Consider the following 16663-nt stretch of genomic DNA (forward strand, 5'->3'; position numbering starts at 1 on the left):
AGGCATGCGCCGGAAAGGTGGCCATGCCCATCGTCGTCAGGCTCGATGAAATGCTGGTGCGCCGCAAGGTGAAGTCGCGCGACCTGGCAGCGCACGTGGGCATCACCGAGGCCAACCTGTCGCTGCTCAAGAGCGGCAAGGTCAAGGGCGTGCGCTTCGAGACCCTGGCTGCCATCTGCGACTACCTGCAGTGCCAGCCGGGTGACCTGCTGGCCTGGGTGGCGCCCGAGAATGGTGTGGACGACGGCGCCGTGGACGATGTGGCCACCTGACGGCTACCGCCCGGGCCGCTGGCGCCTGGGGGGTGCCGTGGCGGCTTCGCTGCTGCTGCACGCGGTGCTGCTGTGGCGGCTGGTGCTGCCGGCATCGGCCGTGCGGGTGCCCGAGCCGCCCGCCAGGCAGGCGATGGAAGTCCTGTGGATCACGGCTCCGCAGGCTGCGGCACCGGTGTCCAGAACGCCCGCGCCAGAGCCGGTGGCGGCGCAGCCCTCCCGGTCGGCGGGACCTCGGCCTGGGCCGGTGCGAGAGGGCCGCAGTGTGCGCCCGCCTGCTGCCTTGGCCCTGCCGCAGGACACAGGCCCGGGCCTGGTGGCCATGCCTGCGCCGGTGCCCGCCGCCTCCGATGCCCGCGATGTGCCCGCCATCCAATGGAGCCCCGAGGGCGTGGCCCGCGCGGCGCGGCAGGAGCGGGAATGGCAGCGCCGCCATGGTTCGCCAGCCGCTGCGGCACTCGCTGCGAACGCGGCAAGCCCGGCGCCCCGGCCCCTGGGCACCCTCACCGAAAAGGAGTGGCAGAACACGTATGCCGGCCGGGTCACGCGCGTGGAAAGCGAGGCCGGCGTCTACTGCGTACGCCTGCCCTCGGCCAATCGCCTGCCGGAACAGGGGGCCGCGCCCCGCATTGCCACCGTCACGAACTGCTGAGCGTGCCCTAGTCCACTGAAACCGAGAAATCGGCTGTGCGCCGGGGTGGCAGCGGGATACAGCGCAAGGCGCGGGCTGCGGCCAAGGCTGGCCGCCTTGGCAAAGCCCGCAACGCAGCGATGTGCCTGCTGCCACCCAGGCCCGCAGGGTGAGGGTCTGGCAGGGCCGCACTCGTCGTTGCCGTGCTCGCCGGGTGTGCAACCCGGCTGCGCCCGGCGCCTAGNGGTCCCTCACGCACAGTCGATTTCTCGGTTTCAGTGGACTAGGGGCGCTGGCGCTCCAGTAGCATCGAATCGCCATAGCTGAAGAAGCGGTACTGCTGCGCGATGGAGTGGCGGTACAGATCCATGATCCGCCCATAGCCCGCGAAGGCGCTGACCAGCATCATCAGCGTGCTCTTGGGCAGGTGGAAGTTGGTGAGCAGCAGGTCCACCACCTGGAAGGGGAAGCCCGGGGTGATGAAGATGTTCGTATCGCCCGAGGCCTGGCCGCTGCGCGCCCAGGATTCGAGGGTACGGACCGTCGTCGTGCCCACCGCCACCACACGGCCGCCGCGCTGGCGGCAACGCTCGAGCGCTGCCAGCGTGGCCTGCGGCACTTCGTACCACTCGCTGTGCATCTGGTGCTCGGTGAGGTTCTCGGTCTTCACGGGCTGGAAGGTGCCGGCGCCCACGTGCAGGGTGACGCTGGCACGCTCCACGCCGCGTTCAGCCAGCGCAGCGAGCACACCCTCGTCGAAATGCAGGGCCGCCGTCGGGGCCGCCACTGCGCCGGGTGCGCGCGCGAACACCGTCTGGTAGCGCTGGGCATCTTCTGCGGCGTCGGGATCGTGGTCGGCATTCTGCTGGCGCTCGATGTAGGGCGGCAGCGGCAGGTGGCCGTGGCGCTCCATCAGCTCGTGCGGCGTCTCGCCGGCCGGACCTTGGAGGGCGAAGCGGAACAGCGGGCCATCGTCCTCGGCTGGCCAGCGCGAGAGCAGGGTGGCGTTGAAGCCGCCGCCGTGCAGGCCTCCCGCCATGTGCACCACGGCGCCAGGCAGGGGCTTCTTGCTGACCTTCATGTGGGCCACGACCTCGTTGCCGAGCAAAACACGCTCGATCAGCAGCTCCAGCTTGCCGCCGCTGGCCTTTTCGCCAAAGATGCGCGCCTTGACCACGCGCGTGTCGTTGAAGACCAGCAGGTCGCCGCTTTGCAGCAGGCCAGACAGCTCGCGAAAGATGCGGTCCACCGGTGCGCTCGCGCGGCCGTCGAGCAGGCGCGATGCGCTGCGCTCTGCAGCGGGGTGTTGGGCAATGAGTTCGGGGGGCAGCGAGAAGTCGAAATCGCTGAGCGTGAAGTGGCGCGGGGCCGGCGTGGCAGAAACAGTCATGGAGCTTGAGGGCCGGACGGGCCCGTACCAAGGGGTAAAGAAACAGGGGCGCTATTTTCCCACGCCAGCCCGGGCTGCCTTTACCAGGCCTGCCCGGCAAAACCGGACCACAGCTGGTTAAGGTCCGGGAACTTCCACTTGTCCGGGTCTTCGCGGGCCACGATCTTCTCGGCACAACCGGGCGCAGCCAGGTCCACCACCTCGGGCGGAATGCGCAGGTCCGACTTGGTCGAGAAGAACACCTTCACCTTGGGCGAGGTCAGTGATTGCTGCGCCTGCTCCATCACCACGCCGATGCGCCCGGACGTCAGCCGCACCAGCGAACCCACGGGGTAGATGCCGATGCTCTTGACGAAGGCCTGGAACAGGCGGGGGTCGAAATGGCCTTTGGTCCACTCGGCCATGCGGCGCAGCGACTCTGCGGGGTCCCAGCCGGATTTGTAGGGGCGGTCCGAGGTGATGGCGTCGTAGACGTCGCAGATGGCGGTCATGCGGGCAATCAGGCTGATCTCATCGCCCTTGAGCTTGCCGGGGTAGCCCGAGCCGTCCATCTTCTCGTGGTGGTGGCGGCAGGCATCGAGCACCGCATCTTCCACGCTGCCACCCTCCTTGAGCATGTCGTAGCCCTCCTGTGGGTGGGTCTGGACGATGGCGAATTCGCTGTCGGTGAGCTTGCCCGGCTTGTTGAGCACCGCCAGCGGGATCGCCGCCTTGCCCAGGTCGTGCAGCAGCCCGGCCATGCCGGCGCTGCGGGTGTGTTCTTCGTTGAGGTTGATCTGCTTGGCCAACGCCACCATCAGCGCGCACACCGCCACCGAGTGCATGTAGGTGTAGTCGTCCGCCGTCTTGAGCCGGGCCAGGCTGATCAGGGCGCCCGGGTTGCGCGTGACCGAGTCGGAAATCTCCTCCACCAGTCCGCGGGCATTCTCGGAATTCACGGCCTTGCCCATGCGCGCTTCCCGGAACATGGAGACCATGGCCTGCTTGGCCTCACCACAGATCGAGGCGGCCGCCAGCAGTTCGCTGTGCATGCTGGCGGGTGCCTTGCCGCGTGTCTGGCGGCGCGCAGGGGGGGCAGGAGGGGGTGGGGGGTCGACCACCAGGGAGGGCAGGTTCTCCAGCATGCTGAAGTCCGTCTCGACCTGGATGTCCGCCTCTTCGCGCGAGATGGAGCGCACGCCCGCCGCCACGTCCAGGCCCTTGGAAATGTCGATCCACACCTCCTCTATGGCCGTATCCTTGATGCGCGCCAGATCCTTGGGGTCCTTCAAGACGAACTTGGCACGCCAGAAGGGGTGGTCCATCCAGGAGCCGCAGAAGTCGTGCAGGTACATGCCCAACGTGAGATGCTGAATACTGATGCGCTTGAGCATGGAATCTGTCCGGATCGCCGGGGTCTGCCGAAATCAGGTAATAAACAGTAACCATGGTAGCCTTTTTGACTGCCGAAACCTTCGCCCTGCCGGATAACCTTTGAACAAAATGCCCGCGGCTGCTGCTCCCAGCAAGCCCTCCACCGCCAGCGTGGCGCAAAAGGCACTGCACAAGCTGGGTCTGAAGCGCGACATCGATCTGGCCCTGCACCTGCCACTGCGTTATGAGGATGAAACCCGCATCACGCCGCTGTCCAGTGCCCGCGACGGCCAGATGGTGCAGATCGAAGCCACCGTGACGGCCTGCGAGGTGCAGTTGCGCCCGCGCCGCCAGTTGCTGGTGCAGGTGGAAGACGCTTCGGGCACCTGCGAACTGCGCTTCTTCAGCTTCTACCCCTCACACCAGAAAACCCTGGCCGTGGGCGCGCGCCTGCGCATCCGGGGCGAGGTCAAGGGCGGCTTCTGGGGCCGGCAGATGCTGCACCCGGCCTTTCGCCAGGCCGGCGGCGAGCTGCCGGCCGCGCTGACCCCCGTCTACCCGACCACGGCCGGCCTGCCGCAGTCCTACCTGCGCCGGGCGGTGGTGGGGGCGCTCAGCCGGGTCGACCTGTCCGAAACCCTGCCCGCCGGCACCGAGCCGCCGTACGCCGTCTTCCGGCATGACAACGGCAGCTACCGCGCGTTCAATCTGCGCGAGGCACTCACTTTTTTGCACCACCCCACGCCCGACGTGTCGCTGTCCACGCTGGAGGACCACAGCCACCCGGCCTGGCAGCGCCTGAAGGCCGAGGAACTGCTGGCCCAGCAGCTCTCGCAGCAGCAGTCGCGCCGCGAGCGCGACCAGTTGCGCGCACCGGTGCTGCGCCCGCGCAAGGTGGTGGATGGCGTGCTGCCGTTGCACGAACAACTGATGGCCGTGCTGCCCTTTTCGCTGACCGCGGCGCAGCGGCGGGTCGGGGTGGAGATTGCCAAAGACCTGGCGCACCGCGTGCCCATGCACCGCCTGCTTCAGGGCGACGTGGGCTCGGGCAAGACCGTCGTGGCGGCGCTGGCGGCCGCCATTGCCATGGACGCCGGCTGGCAGTGTGCCCTGATGGCGCCTACCGAAATCCTGGCCGAGCAGCACTTCGCCAAGATGATCGGCTGGCTCGAGCCGCTGCTGGCGGCCCACGGCCGGCGTGTGGCCTGGCTGGTGGGCGGGCAGAAGAAGAAGGAGCGCATGGCCATGCTGGCCCTGGTCGAAAACGGCGAGGCAGCGCTGGTGGTGGGCACGCATGCCGTGATCCAGGACCAGGTGCGTTTCAAAAACCTGGCGCTGGCCATCATCGACGAGCAGCACCGCTTCGGGGTGGCGCAGCGTTTGTCCCTACGGCAAAAGCTCGCTGCCCAGGGGATGGAACCCCATATGCTGATGATGAGCGCCACGCCCATTCCCCGCACCTTGGCCATGAGCTACTACGCCGACCTCGACGTCTCGGTGATCGACGAACTGCCGCCTGGGCGCACCCCCATCGTCACCAAACTCATTGCCGACAGCCGCAAGGACGAAGTGATCGCTCGCATTGGCGCCCAGGTAAACGACGGACGGCAGGTGTATTGGGTGTGCCCGCTGATCGAAGAGAGCGAGGCGCTGGACCTGAGCAATGCCACCGCCACCCATGCCGACCTGAGCGAGGCCCTGCCCGGCGTCATGGTCGGCCTGCTGCACTCGCGCATGCCGACCGCGGAGAAGAAAGCCGTGATGGCGCTCTTTTCCAGCGGGCAGATGGGCGTGCTGGTGAGCACCACGGTGATCGAGGTCGGGGTGGATGTGCCCAATGCCTCGCTGATGGTGATCGAGCATGCCGAGCGCTTCGGCCTGTCGCAGCTGCACCAGCTGCGCGGGCGCGTGGGGCGCGGTGCGGCGGCATCGGCCTGCGTGCTGCTGTATTCCACCAACGACAGCGGCCGGGTGGGCGAGACCGCCAAGGAGCGGTTGAGGGCCATGTCCGACACGAATGATGGTTTCGAGATCGCCCGGCGCGACCTGGAGATCCGCGGGCCGGGCGAATTCCTCGGGGCCCGGCAGTCGGGCGACGCGCTGCTGCGCTTTGCCGACCTGGCCACCGACACCCACCTGCTCGAATGGGCGCGCGAACTCGCGCCAATGATGCTGGACCGCCACGCCGAGCTGGCCGAGCGCCACGTGATGCGCTGGCTGGGTGGAAAATCCGACTACCTGAAAGCCTGACTCCCGCCATGACGCACGTCGTCCCTGTTGCCGAGCCGTTGCCGGCCGTCACCGTGTCCCACCCGCTGGCCTTCCCTGCCGTTGCAGCCTGTGCGAGGATTCTTGTGCTGCTGCCGGTCTTCTTTCTGCACCGCTGCAGCACCACGCCCTGGGTTGCCGGGCGCGCGGCGCTGCACAATGCAGGGTCTACCCGTCTGGAATCTCCATGACCCTCACCGAACTCAAATACATCGTCGCGGTGGCGCGCGAAAAGCACTTCGGCCACGCCGCCGATGCCTGCTATGTGTCGCAGCCCACCCTGTCGGTGGCCATCAAGAAGCTCGAAGAGGAACTTGACGTGAAGCTTTTCGAGCGCAGCGCTGGCGAAGTGACCGTCACCCCGCTGGGCGACGAGATCGTGCGCCAGGCGCAAAGCGTGCTGGAGCAGGCCGCCGCCATCAAGGAGATCGCCAAGCGCGGCAAGGACCCCCTGGCCGGGCCGCTGACCCTGGGCGTGATCTACACCATCGGCCCCTACCTGCTGCCCGACCTGGTGCGCCATTCGATTGCGCGCACCCCGCAGATGCCGCTGATGCTGCAGGAGAACTTCACCGTCAAGCTGCTCGAAATGCTGCGCACCGGCGAGATCGACTGCGCCATCCTGGCCGAGCCCTTTCCCGACACCGGCCTGGCCATGGCGCCGCTGTACGACGAGCCCTTCATGGCGGCCCTGCCCAGCACCCACCCGCTGGGCACGCAGAAATCCATCACTGCCGCAGAACTCAAGAGCGAAACCATGCTGCTGCTGGGCGCGGGCCACTGCTTTCGCGACCATGTGCTGGAGGTCTGCCCCGAGTTCGCGCGCTTTGCCAGCAATGCCGAGGGTATCCGCAGGTCCTTCGAGGGCTCGTCGCTGGAAACCATCAAGCACATGGTGGCGGCCGGCATGGGCGTGACCCTGGTGCCGCGCCTGTCGGTGCCGCGCGATGCGCTGCTCACGGTGTCGCGCCGGCGCAAGAGCGACGAGAACTACATCCGCTACATCCCCATCCGCGAGGACGATGGCAGCCCGCCACCCATGCGCCGCGTGGTGCTCGCCTGGCGGCGCAGCTTCACGCGCTACGAAGCCATTGCCGCGCTGCGCAACGCGATCTACGCCTGCGAGTTGCCGGGCGTCACGCGCCTGTCGTGAGGTGAGCACCCCCTGAGGCGCTGTGCGCCTTCACCCCTCTCTCATATTGCTTTGCAATCTGGGAGGGGGACGCCCCCAGCGCAAGCGCTGGATACGCCGTCTTCGCGGCGGGGCGGCCCTTGCGCGGGTGCGCTGGCTTGGGTCGCGCCAGTTTCATGCTCTGCGCCTGCCTTGCGCGCAGGTCGGAATGAAATCTGCCTTTCAGGGCATGTCTGGCGCTGCCGGGGCCGGCAGCGATACACTTTCGCCGCGCAGGGCACGCCGGCGTGCCATACACGGGGCCCGGTGCTGCGAAGCAGCGCCACATGCCGCCCGCACCTGTCCCGCGCTCCCCAATTCCCAAGGAAAGCTACAGAGATGAAGAAAATTTTGATGGCCGCAGGCCTCGCCGTGGGCCTTGCCGCCTGCTCCAGCGTGACGACCAACGCGCCGCAGGCCACGACGATCAAGAAGGTCCAGATGGACCGTCTGGTGGCTGCATTGCCCGCCGCCGCCCAGGGCAGCTTTGATGAGTTCCTGGCGCAGGCCGCGCGTGAGAACCCCATGCTGCAGGCCAGCGTGGCCGGCTACAAGGCCAAGGCCCCGCTGGCCGGGGACGACCTGGTCAACATCAGCCGCCTGCTGGGCCTGTACAACCGTTTGCGCAACCAGGCTGCGGTGATAGACACCACGGCGCGCATGGTCGCCCTTCCCACCTTCAGGAGCGACAAGGTGCCTCCGCACGAGGACAAGGCCATCATCGCCTTCGGTGCGCTGGTCGAAGCCATGGCCAAGGATTTCGGCCTGGAATACCGCAATGTGGACAACCGCATCTTCGAGGTGAAGCTGCCGGGCACGGGCAAGGAAGAATTCGGCATCCTCACGCATGCCGACGTGGTGCCCGTGGTGGCCGACGAATGGGTGCTGGAGGACGGCACGCGCCTCGATCCCTTCAAGCTCACGCGCGTGGGCGGCAACCTGTATGGCCGCGGCTCCATCGACGACAAGGGCTCCATCGCCACCGTGCTGTATGCGATGAAGGCCGTCAAGGACAGCGGCCTGCCGCTGGCGCGCACCATCCGCCTCATGATCGAGACCACCGAAGAGACCGGTGGCGACGCCATGAAGTACTACCGCACCAAGACCGAGCTGCCCGAGTACAACATCGTGCTCGACAGCAAGTACCCGGCCGTGGTCGCAGAGAAGGGCTCGGGCGCGCTGCGCACCTCGTTCCCGCTGCAGGATGCGCCGGCCGGCTTCACCTACATCGCTGCCATGGCCGGTGCCGCCTCCACCAACGCCGTGCCGCAGACCGCGACCGCGCGTCTGCAGGGCGGTGACCTGGCTGCCGTGGCGGCCCGCCTGAACGCGGCCAAGGCCGCGTTCATCGCCAAGTACACGCCCCAGGGCGGCAGCTTCGGCATCGACGTGGTGCAGGACGCCAGCGCGGTGCAGATCAAGGTGACCGGCACCTCCGCCCACGGCTCGCGCCCCGAAGAAGGCGTGAACCCGCTGCCGCGCCTGGCACTGTTCCTGCGCGAGTCCGACGTGCCCGTGGCGCCCACCGGCTATGCCAACGCCGTGCGCTACATTGCCGAGCTGTATGGCACGGACTACCTCGGCCGCACCATCGGCCTGGCTTATGGCGATGATTTCATGGGCCCGCTGACCATGTCGCCCAACCTTGTGCGCGAGAAGGATGGCATGGTCGACGTGCTGGTGAACGTGCGCATGCCGCGCGGCAGAACGCCCGACGCCCTGGTGCACGCCACCAAGGTCAAGGTCAACGACTGGGCCGCGCAGGCGTCCGTTCCGGTGATCATCGACCACCAGCAGGGCAACTGGATGGCGCGCGACCCCAAGGGCGCCTGGCTGTCCACACTGCTCAACACCTTCGGCGACACCACGGGCCTCCCAGCCCAGCCGGTGTCCACCGCCGGCAGCACCACGGCCAAGCTCATGCCCAACGCCATCAACTTCGGCCCCGCCATGCCCGGCAAGAAGTACACGGCCCACAACGCCAAGGAATTCAAGGAAGTGGTGGACCTCGATGCCGACATGCAGATGTTCACCGAGATGCTGGTGCGCATCGGCAATTTGGGCCAGATGCAGTGAGGGAAAAGGCGCTTGCGCTAAAGTGACCGCAAGCCGCCGCGCCCTGGCCGGGAGCCTTCCCGGTCCACCGGTGCGGCGTATTTCCATCGATTGATCGACCACCATCCCAACGAAGGAGCTCCCATGGCCAAAGCCGCCAAGTCCACCGCCCCCACCATCAACATCGGCATCAGCGAAAAAGACCGCGCTGCCATCGCCCAGGGCCTGTCGCGCCTGCTGGCCGACACCTACACGCTGTACCTGACCACGCACAACTTCCACTGGAACGTGACGGGGCCCATGTTCAACACGCTGCACACCATGTTCATGGCCCAGTACACCGAGCTGTGGAACGCGGTGGACCCGATTGCTGAGCGCATCCGCTCGCTGGGCCACATCGCTCCCGGCTCGTATGCCGACTTCGGCAAGCTGGCCACCGTCGCCGATGCGCCGAGCAAGCCGCCCAAGGCGCTGGACATGGTGCGCGTGCTGGTCGAAGGCCATGAGGCCGTGGCCCGTACGGCGCGCAGCCTGTTCCCCCTGGCCGACAAAGCCAGCGACGAGCCCACGGCCGATCTGCTGACCCAGCGCCTCACGGTGCACGAGCAGACCGCGTGGATGCTGCGCTCGCTGCTCGAAGAATAAGCCCTGGCCAGCCACGCCAGCGGGGCCACGGGGCCCCGTTTTTTCGTCCGGCCAGGCCTTTCCCCGCAGGGCCGCGCTGCACGATGGGTGCTCGTCCTACAAGCGGAATCGGCGCTTTGCTGAATGATCGCCGCTGGCATTTGCTTCTTTCAACCACGGCCAGCCTTCGAGAACACGACGCCCTATGCGAATCCTTTATGTAGAGGACAACCCCGAACTGCGCGAAACCATCGGCATGCTGATGGAGGGTGAGGGGCGCGCAATCACGACCTGTACAACGGCTGAAGAGGCGCTGGAACTCGAAAAGGCCGGCAGCTTTGACCTGCTGGTGACCGACGTGAGCCTGCCCGGGCTGTCGGGCACGGACCTGGCTCGGCAGGTGCTGGCGGTGGACCCGCAGCGCTGGGTGGTGCTGTGCACCGGCTATGACCTGGGCGCGCATCCATCGGGCTGGGGCCCCCATGTGCGCACGCTGATGAAGCCTTTCGAACTGGAAGACCTGGAGGCGTTGCTGGTGCAGGTGCAGTCCACCCTCGAAAAGACGCCCGCCGGGCTCTGAGAGGCTGAGAATCTCTCGTCCATGCCCGCCTTGCACGCCAAAACACCCCGGCTCGTCGTTGCAAATGCTCGCCATAGCCCCGGCTATGGCTGTGCTTTGCGCTTAGAGCCGAAGTGTTTTGACACGCCCTGCGGACACGGCCAAAAAATCCCCAGCCTCTGATTTCCTGAGCTGCCGGCGCGGGTAGTCGTGCGATCAGCCCGCAGCCGCAGCGCCGCAGCGCGGCAGAACCACATGGAAGCGCGTGGTGCCGTCTTCGGACTGCACATCGATCCGGCCGCCATGCGAGCGCACGATCTGCTGCACGATGAACAGGCCCAGCCCCAGGCCCTGGTGGCGCCCCGGTTCCTGGTCACGCCCCCGGAACGGGCTGAATAACTGCGGAAGCAGGGCCGGCGGAATGGTGCCGCCGTTGGTCACCGTCAAGGCGACAGTGTCCGTGTCGGTGCCATCGAGTGCCACATGGATCGCCACTGCGGGATCGCCGTGGTGCACCGCATTGCCGATGAGGTTGATGGCCAGCTGGCACAGGCGCTCCTCGTCCCCCATGCCGGCCAGATTCCCCTGGTCGCTGGTACTGATCACATGGTTGGGAAAGCTGGTGCGTATCTCCTGCAGAGAGCGCTGCAGCACGGCATGCAGGTCCACGGGGGCCATGCGCATCGCCAGGCCGGTGCCCTGGCGGATGCGCGTCACGTCCAGCAGATCCTCGATCATGCGTGCCATGCGCTGGCTGCTGCTGAGCACGCGGCCGGCCAGTGCCTGCGCCCTGTCCGCCGCCAGGGGCTGGCGTTGCAGCGCCGTGGCCGCCGCGCCGATGGCCATCAGCGGCGTGCGCAGGTCATGGCTGAGCACCGCCATGAACATTTCGTTGATGCGCAGGGCCTCGGTGCGTTCGCGCAGTTCGCGGGCCAGGCTGCGCTTTTGGCGGAACAGCTCGAAGAACACGCCCGCCTTGGACGCCAGCATCTGCGGATCGATGGGCTTGTACAGAAAGTCCACGGCCCCCGTTTCGTAGCCACGGAACTGCCAGTTCGGGTCGCGCGAACCGGCGGTCATGAAGATCAGGGGGATATGGCGGGTGCGCTCGCTGCCGCGGATCAGCTCGGCCAGCTCGAACCCGTTCATCTCGGGCATCTGCACGTCCAGCAGGGCCAGCGCCACGTCACCGTGCAACAGCAGCAGCTCCAGTGCCTCGGGGCCCGACTGGGCCTTGAGCACCTCGATGCTGTCGCTGTGCAGCAGGGCTTCCACGGCCACGAGGTTTTCGGGCACGTCGTCCACCACCAGGCACTTGATGCGCTCGGCGGGCGGTGGCGGTGGGTGCAGAAGGGTGGGGCTCACAGGATTCTCCGCATTTGCAGTTCGGTCAGCAGGGATGCGATCTCCGAAGGGGGGAGGATGTGGTGCGGCGTCATCAGGTCCAGCGCGGACTGGGGCATGGCGGACATGGCGGCGCTTGCGGGGGACTGCACGATGCAGAGCCCCCCTGCAGCGCCGATGGCGGCCATGCCACGGGCGCCATCGTGGTTGGCGCCGGACAGGAGCATACCAATCAAACGCCCTCCATAAATGTCCGCCGCCGATTCGAACAGCACGTCGATGGACGGGCGCGAGAAGTGCACGGGCGCATCGACCGACAGCGCCAGCTGCGGACCGGCATCCACCAGCAGGTGGTAGTCGGGTGGGGCAAAGTACACGCTGCCGGCCTCGATCGGCTCCTTGTCCTGCGCCTCGGCCGTGCGCAGCGCACAGCGCGGGCGAAAGATCTCGGGCAGCAGGCTGGGTGCCTCGCGCGGCAGGTGCAGCGTGACCAGCACCGCCACGCAGGTCTGCGCCTGAAGCGATGGCAGGATGGTGGAGATGGCATCGATGGCGCCCGCCGAGCCACCGATCACGATGGCATCGAATGCGCGCGGCCCGTGCGGGTACATCGGGGCTGCGGTAGTCATATGCCCACCTTCTTGCGGTAGATGCGGTCTTCGAGCACGAAGTCGTCGAAGGCCGGGGCCTGCTCGGTGAAGCGCATCGACTCCTTGGACCCCAGGCCCAGGAAGCCTCGGCGGCACAACGCCTCCTTGAACAGGCCCAGCGCCCGGTTCTGCAGCTCGCGCTCGAAATAGATCAGCACGTTGCGGCAGGACACCAGGTGCACCTCGGCAAACACCGTGTCCGTGGCCAGGCTGTGGTCGGAGAACACCACTTGCTTGCGCAGCGCACGGTCGAACACCACCCGGCCGTAGCCGGCCGAGTAGTAGTCCGACAGCGAGGTCTTGCCGCCCGAGCGTGCATGGTTCTCGGTGAAAGCGGCCACGCGCGCCAGGTCGTACACGCCGGCCTCGGCGGCCTGCAGGGCCTGCTGGTTGATGTCGGTGGCGTAGATGATGGTGCGTTCGAGCAGGCCTTCCTCGTGCAGCAGGATGGCCAGCGAGTACACCTCCTCGCCGTTGCTGCAGCCGGCCACCCAGACCTTGAGCGAGGGGTAGGTGCGCAGGATGGGGATCACCTGCTCGCGCAGCGACTTGAAGTAGCGCGGGTCGCGGAACATCTCGCTGACCTGCACCGTGAGGTATTCGAGCAGCGCCGGGAACACGGTCGCGTCGTGCAGCACCTTGTCCTGCAGCTGCGACAGCGTCTGGCAGCCAAAGCGCGAGATCGCGGCCTGCAGGCGCCGCTTGAGCGAGGCCTGCGCGTAGCCGCGAAAGTCGTAGTGGTAGCGGTAGTAGATCGCGTCCAGCAGCAGGCGCTGCTCGATGTCGGCAATCCTGGCCGTCTTGGGTTGGGCGCTCACTTGGGCATCCACACCCGTACCAGCGACAGCAGCTTCTCCACGTCCAGTGGCTTGGCGATGTAGTCGTTGGCGCCGGCGGCCAGGCATTTGTCCTGGTCGTCCTTCATGGCCTTGGCCGTGAGGGCGATGATGGGCAGCCTGCGCCAGGCGGGCTGCTTGCGGATCTCGCGCATGGCGGTGTAGCCATCCATCTCCGGCATCATGATGTCCATCAGCACCAGGTCGACGGCGGGCCCGGTGCCACCCGAGCGCTCCAGGAACTCGAGCGCCTCGCGGCCGTTGCGCGCGATCTGCACCGAGATGCCCGTGGGCTCCAGGATGCTGGAGAGCGCGAACACGTTGCGCACGTCGTCCTCCACCACCAGCACCGTGCGGCCCTCGAAGGCCGCGTCGCGGCTGCGCGCTACCTGCAGCATCTGCCGGCGCTCCACCGAAAGTTCGGATTCCACCTGGTGCAGGAACAGGGTCACCTCGTCGAGCAGGCGCTCGGGCGAGCGTGCGTCCTTGATGATGATGGACTTGGAGAAGCGGCGCAGCTGCTGTTCCTCGTCGCGCGTCAGGGCCCGGCCGGTATAGACGATGACCGGCGGGAAGGACACGTCCTCCTGCTCGGACATGGCCTGGAGCAGCTCATAGCCGCTCAGGTCGGGCAGGTTCACGTCCATCACCATGCAGTCGAAGGTGCTGCTGCGCAGGTACTCCAGGGCGGCCGTGGCGTTTTCCACGCACACGATGTCCACGCCGTCGCTGGCCAGCAGCGCGCGCACGCTCTCGCGCTGGCGCGCGTCGTCTTCCACCACCAGCACGCGGCGCATGCCCTGGGTGAACTTGGCTTCCAGGCGCTGCAGGGCGTGCACCAGTTCTTCGCGCTTGACGGGCTTGAGCGCGTAGCCAACGGCACCGCGGCCCATGGCCTCCTGCGAGTAGTCGGCCACCGAGACCACGTGCACCGGGATGTGCCGCGTGGCCGGGTTGCGCTTGAGCTGGTCGAGCACCCCGAGACCCGAGAAGTCGGGCAGGTTCACGTCCAGCACGATGGCGCTGGGCTGGTGCAGGGTGGCGGCAGCCAGGCCCTCCGTGGCCGTGTGGGCCAGGATGCAGTGGAAATCCATCTCCTGCGCCAGGTCGTTCAGGATGTTGGCAAAGCGCACGTCGTCCTCGATCACGAGGATGTTGCGCTCGCCCTTGGGGCGCGCTGCCACGGGCAGGATGGCGGGGGCTGTCGGCGCCGGCCGGTCAGGCCTGGAGGCTGGCGCCGCTGGCGGCGCGCTGGCGGCGCTCTGGGGGGCCTGGAAGGCACGGCCGGTGGATGGCTCGTCGGACTGCACGGCATGGCGCGGCACGGTCAGGGTGAACTCGCTGCCCTGGCCCGGCGTGCTGTGGATGGCGATGCTGCCGCCCAGCAATTGGGCCAGATCGCGCGAGATCGACAGGCCCAGGCCGGTGCCGCCATACTTGCGGTGGGTGCTGCCATCGGCCTGGCGGAAGGCCTCGAAGACCAGCTCCTGCTGGTGCTCGGGAATGCCGATGCCGGTGTCGCGCACGGCAAAGGCCAGCAGGTCGCCTGGTTGGTGCGAGACATGCAGCGCCACGCTGCCCTGCTCGGTGAACTTGACGGCGTTGGACAGCAGGTTCTTGAGCACCTGGCCCAGGCGCAGGGCGTCGGTGTCCATGGTGGCCGGTACGTTGGCATCGATGGTGAGCGCCAGACTCAACCCCTTCTCCTCGGCGATGGGGCGCAGCGGGTCGACCAGGGCCTGCATGGCGCGGGCGATGTCCACGGTCTCGATGTCGATGGTGGCCTGGCCGGCCTCGATCTTGGACAGGTCCAGGATGTCGTTGATCAGCGCCAGCAGGTCGTTGCCGGCCGAGGAGATGGTCTGCGCGTACTTGACCTGCTCGCCCGTCAGGTTGCCGGCCTTGTTGTCGGCCAGCAGCTTGGCCAGGATCAGGGTGGAGTTGAGCGGGGTGCGCAGTTCGTGGCTCATGTTGGCCAGGAACTCGCTCTTGTACTGGCTGGTCTGCTCGATCTCGCGCGCCTTCTCGGTCAGGTCCGACTGGGCGGCCAGCAGCTCCTCGCGCTGGTTCTCGAGCTGCTGGGTCTGTTCTTCCAGCTGTGCATTGGTCTGCTCCAGTTCGGTCTGCTGCAGCTCCATCTGCGCCTGCGACTCCTGCAGGATGCGGCTTTGCTGCTCCAGCTCTTCGTTGTTGACGCGCAGTTCCTCCTGCTGGGCCTGCAGCTCTTCGGACTGACGCTGGGTCTCTTCGAGCAGGGCTTCGAGCCGGCTGCGGTCCTGGCCCGAGCGGATGGCCACGGCCAGCATCTCGGAGGCCTGCTTGAACAGGCGGTGCTCGAATTCGTCCACCGCGCGGTAGAAGCCGAGTTCGATCACGGCAAACACCTCGCCGTTCTCCATGGCGGGTGCCACCAGCAACTCGGCCGGCGCCGACGCGCCCGTGCTGGAGGACACGGTCAGGTGGTTGGCCGGCACGTCGCGCACGTGCAGCAGCTCGCGCGAGCGCGCGCACTGGCCCACCAGGCCTTCGCCATCGATCAGTTTCTGCGCCAGTCGCTCGCGCGGCAGGGCGTAGCCGCCGAATAGGGTGAAACCACCCTGCTCGTCAACAGCGTAGGCCGCGCCCACCTTGGCGTTGAGGTAGGTGGCCAGGTATTCGAGCGCCAGTTCGCCGATCTCTTCGACGCGGCGGTCGCCCTGCAACTGTTGTGCCAGGCCGCTCAGGCCCGTGACCACCCAGTTCTGGCGCGCCTTGAGGCGGTGCTCGCGCGCCGTGAGGGCTGCCGAGATGCAGATCAGCACCAGCAACACCAGGGACCCGCCCCAGGAATAGTAGGCCGAAAGGGCGGCCGCTTCTTCCCAATTGCGGCGGCGGTCCTCCAGTTCCTGGGTCTGCAGGCCCGCCAGGTCGGAGGCCAGGTCCCGGATGCGGTCCATGATGTTCTTGCCCGCATCCGTGCGCACCAGGGCCATGGCCCCGTCCACGTTGCCGGTCTTGCGCAGCTCCACGGTTTCGGCGAGTTCGCTGCGCTTTTGTTTGGTCAGGTCTTCGATCTGGACCACGAGTCGCAACTGGCCCGGGTTGCTGCCCGTACTGGTCTTGAGGGCTGCGATCTGGCGGTCCAGGACGTTCTGTGCCAGCAGATAGGGCTGCAGGTACGAGGCATCGCCTGTGAGCAGGTAGCCGCGCTGGCCGGTTTCCAGGTCCTTCATCGCCGAGTGCACCAGCGACAGCTGGCGCATGCCCTGCGAGGTGCGGTCCATCGCCGCCACGGCTTCGGCACGGACCTCGGACGCACGGTAGTTGACGAAGGCAATGACCAGCGTGGCCAGGGCCGCCACGATGAACCCCGCCATCAGGCTGCGGGGAATGGCAAAACGCTGGGCGGCCTGGGTACTCGGTGATCGGGGCATGCGAAGCGGGTTCCGGGTGAGGGGCAACCGGACAATGTAACGGGTTTGTACAAATTCCCGGTGTAGGACATTTCCTGCATCGCAAGCGCGGCGAGTG

Annotated in this window: 14 protein-coding genes; 8 read left to right on the forward strand and 6 right to left on the reverse strand. The window is 67.2% G+C overall.

What is annotated here, in order from left to right:
* The first annotated feature begins 23 nt into the window (after positions 1–23).
* Positions 24–272, forward strand: a complete 249-nt coding sequence (locus tag ASE28_RS22430; protein ID WP_057268540.1) for a helix-turn-helix transcriptional regulator — start codon at positions 24–26, stop codon at positions 270–272.
* On the forward strand, positions 259–924 hold the full coding sequence (locus ASE28_RS22435; protein ID WP_057268541.1) for a hypothetical protein: 666 nt from the start codon (positions 259–261) through the stop codon (positions 922–924). The genes ASE28_RS22430 and ASE28_RS22435 overlap by 14 nt, the downstream gene beginning before the upstream one ends.
* Before the next feature lie 262 nt (positions 925–1186).
* On the opposite strand, the gene queA is transcribed toward ASE28_RS22435, so the two are convergent.
* Together queA and ASE28_RS22445 are read right to left on the reverse strand one after the other, a co-directional pair.
* On the reverse strand, positions 1187–2293 hold the full coding sequence (gene queA, locus ASE28_RS22440) for a tRNA preQ1(34) S-adenosylmethionine ribosyltransferase-isomerase QueA (RefSeq protein ID WP_057268542.1): 1107 nt from the start codon (positions 2291–2293) through the stop codon (positions 1187–1189).
* Between the two features lie 80 nt (positions 2294–2373).
* Complete coding sequence (locus ASE28_RS22445; RefSeq protein WP_057268543.1) at positions 2374–3666, reverse strand: HD-GYP domain-containing protein; 1293 nt, start codon at positions 3664–3666, stop codon at positions 2374–2376.
* 109 nt (positions 3667–3775) lie between these two features.
* On the opposite strand from ASE28_RS22445, the gene recG reads away from it, so the two are divergent.
* From recG to ASE28_RS22470, 6 genes are all read left to right on the forward strand, one after another.
* Positions 3776–5896 carry an ATP-dependent DNA helicase RecG gene (gene recG / locus ASE28_RS22450; RefSeq protein WP_057268544.1) on the forward strand — a complete coding sequence of 707 codons (2121 nt, stop codon included), beginning with the start codon at positions 3776–3778 and terminating at the stop codon, positions 5894–5896.
* Between the two features lie 8 nt (positions 5897–5904).
* Complete coding sequence (locus ASE28_RS32285) at positions 5905–6105, forward strand: hypothetical protein (RefSeq protein WP_157422086.1); 201 nt, start codon at positions 5905–5907, stop codon at positions 6103–6105.
* Entirely contained in the window at positions 6102–7067 is a 966-nt protein-coding gene (locus ASE28_RS22455) for a LysR substrate-binding domain-containing protein (RefSeq protein WP_057268545.1), read from the forward strand. Before ASE28_RS32285 ends, ASE28_RS22455 begins: the two co-directional genes overlap by 4 nt.
* Before the next feature lie 357 nt (positions 7068–7424).
* The gene (locus ASE28_RS22460) at positions 7425–9161 is read left to right on the forward strand and encodes a dipeptidase (RefSeq protein ID WP_057268546.1); all 1737 of its coding nucleotides are present in this window, start codon (positions 7425–7427) and stop codon (positions 9159–9161) included.
* Positions 9162–9284: 123 nt separating this feature from the next.
* Positions 9285–9785: a Dps family protein gene (locus ASE28_RS22465; RefSeq protein WP_057268547.1), complete on the forward strand. Its 501-nt coding sequence runs from the start codon at positions 9285–9287 to the stop codon at positions 9783–9785.
* Between the two features lie 184 nt (positions 9786–9969).
* Entirely contained in the window at positions 9970–10344 is a 375-nt protein-coding gene (locus ASE28_RS22470; RefSeq protein ID WP_057268548.1) for a response regulator, read from the forward strand.
* 195 nt (positions 10345–10539) lie between these two features.
* Here ASE28_RS22470 and ASE28_RS22475 read toward each other — a convergent pair whose 3' ends face one another.
* From ASE28_RS22475 to ASE28_RS22490, 4 genes are read right to left on the reverse strand one after another with little or no spacing between them, the layout of a single operon-like run.
* Positions 10540–11688, reverse strand: coding sequence for a hybrid sensor histidine kinase/response regulator (locus tag ASE28_RS22475; RefSeq protein ID WP_057268549.1), 1149 nt, complete (start codon positions 11686–11688; stop codon positions 10540–10542).
* Entirely contained in the window at positions 11685–12296 is a 612-nt protein-coding gene (locus ASE28_RS22480) for a chemotaxis protein CheB (protein WP_057268550.1), read from the reverse strand. The genes ASE28_RS22475 and ASE28_RS22480 overlap by 4 nt, the downstream gene beginning before the upstream one ends.
* Positions 12293–13135 carry a protein-glutamate O-methyltransferase CheR gene (locus ASE28_RS22485; protein ID WP_057268683.1) on the reverse strand — a complete coding sequence of 281 codons (843 nt, stop codon included), beginning with the start codon at positions 13133–13135 and terminating at the stop codon, positions 12293–12295. The genes ASE28_RS22480 and ASE28_RS22485 overlap by 4 nt, the downstream gene beginning before the upstream one ends.
* On the reverse strand, positions 13132–16566 hold the full coding sequence (locus ASE28_RS22490; RefSeq protein ID WP_057268551.1) for a response regulator: 3435 nt from the start codon (positions 16564–16566) through the stop codon (positions 13132–13134). The genes ASE28_RS22485 and ASE28_RS22490 overlap by 4 nt, the downstream gene beginning before the upstream one ends.
* Positions 16567–16663: the final 97 nt, after the last annotated feature.

It is taken from the genome of Acidovorax sp. Root219, assembly GCF_001428665.1.
GTDB lineage: Bacteria > Pseudomonadota > Gammaproteobacteria > Burkholderiales > Burkholderiaceae_C > Acidovorax.

What these genes read in the sequence shown, in the direction of transcription:
- ASE28_RS22455 (WP_057268545.1), top strand. Translation starts at nt 6,102, where the DNA reads ATGACCCTCACCGAACTCAAATACATCGTCGCGGTGGCGCGCGAAAAG.
- ASE28_RS22445 (WP_057268543.1), bottom strand. Translation starts at nt 3,666, where the DNA reads ATGCTCAAGCGCATCAGTATTCAGCATCTCACGTTGGGCATGTACCTG.
- ASE28_RS22430 (WP_057268540.1), top strand. Translation starts at nt 24, where the DNA reads ATGCCCATCGTCGTCAGGCTCGATGAAATGCTGGTGCGCCGCAAGGTG.
- queA (WP_057268542.1), bottom strand. Translation starts at nt 2,293, where the DNA reads ATGACTGTTTCTGCCACGCCGGCCCCGCGCCACTTCACGCTCAGCGAT.
- ASE28_RS22465 (WP_057268547.1), top strand. Translation starts at nt 9,285, where the DNA reads ATGGCCAAAGCCGCCAAGTCCACCGCCCCCACCATCAACATCGGCATC.
- ASE28_RS22460 (WP_057268546.1), top strand. Translation starts at nt 7,425, where the DNA reads ATGAAGAAAATTTTGATGGCCGCAGGCCTCGCCGTGGGCCTTGCCGCC.
- ASE28_RS32285 (WP_157422086.1), top strand. Translation starts at nt 5,905, where the DNA reads ATGACGCACGTCGTCCCTGTTGCCGAGCCGTTGCCGGCCGTCACCGTG.
- ASE28_RS22480 (WP_057268550.1), bottom strand. Translation starts at nt 12,296, where the DNA reads ATGACTACCGCAGCCCCGATGTACCCGCACGGGCCGCGCGCATTCGAT.
- ASE28_RS22470 (WP_057268548.1), top strand. Translation starts at nt 9,970, where the DNA reads ATGCGAATCCTTTATGTAGAGGACAACCCCGAACTGCGCGAAACCATC.
- ASE28_RS22435 (WP_057268541.1), top strand. Translation starts at nt 259, where the DNA reads ATGTGGCCACCTGACGGCTACCGCCCGGGCCGCTGGCGCCTGGGGGGT.
- ASE28_RS22490 (WP_057268551.1), bottom strand. Translation starts at nt 16,566, where the DNA reads ATGCCCCGATCACCGAGTACCCAGGCCGCCCAGCGTTTTGCCATTCCC.
- recG (WP_057268544.1), top strand. Translation starts at nt 3,776, where the DNA reads ATGCCCGCGGCTGCTGCTCCCAGCAAGCCCTCCACCGCCAGCGTGGCG.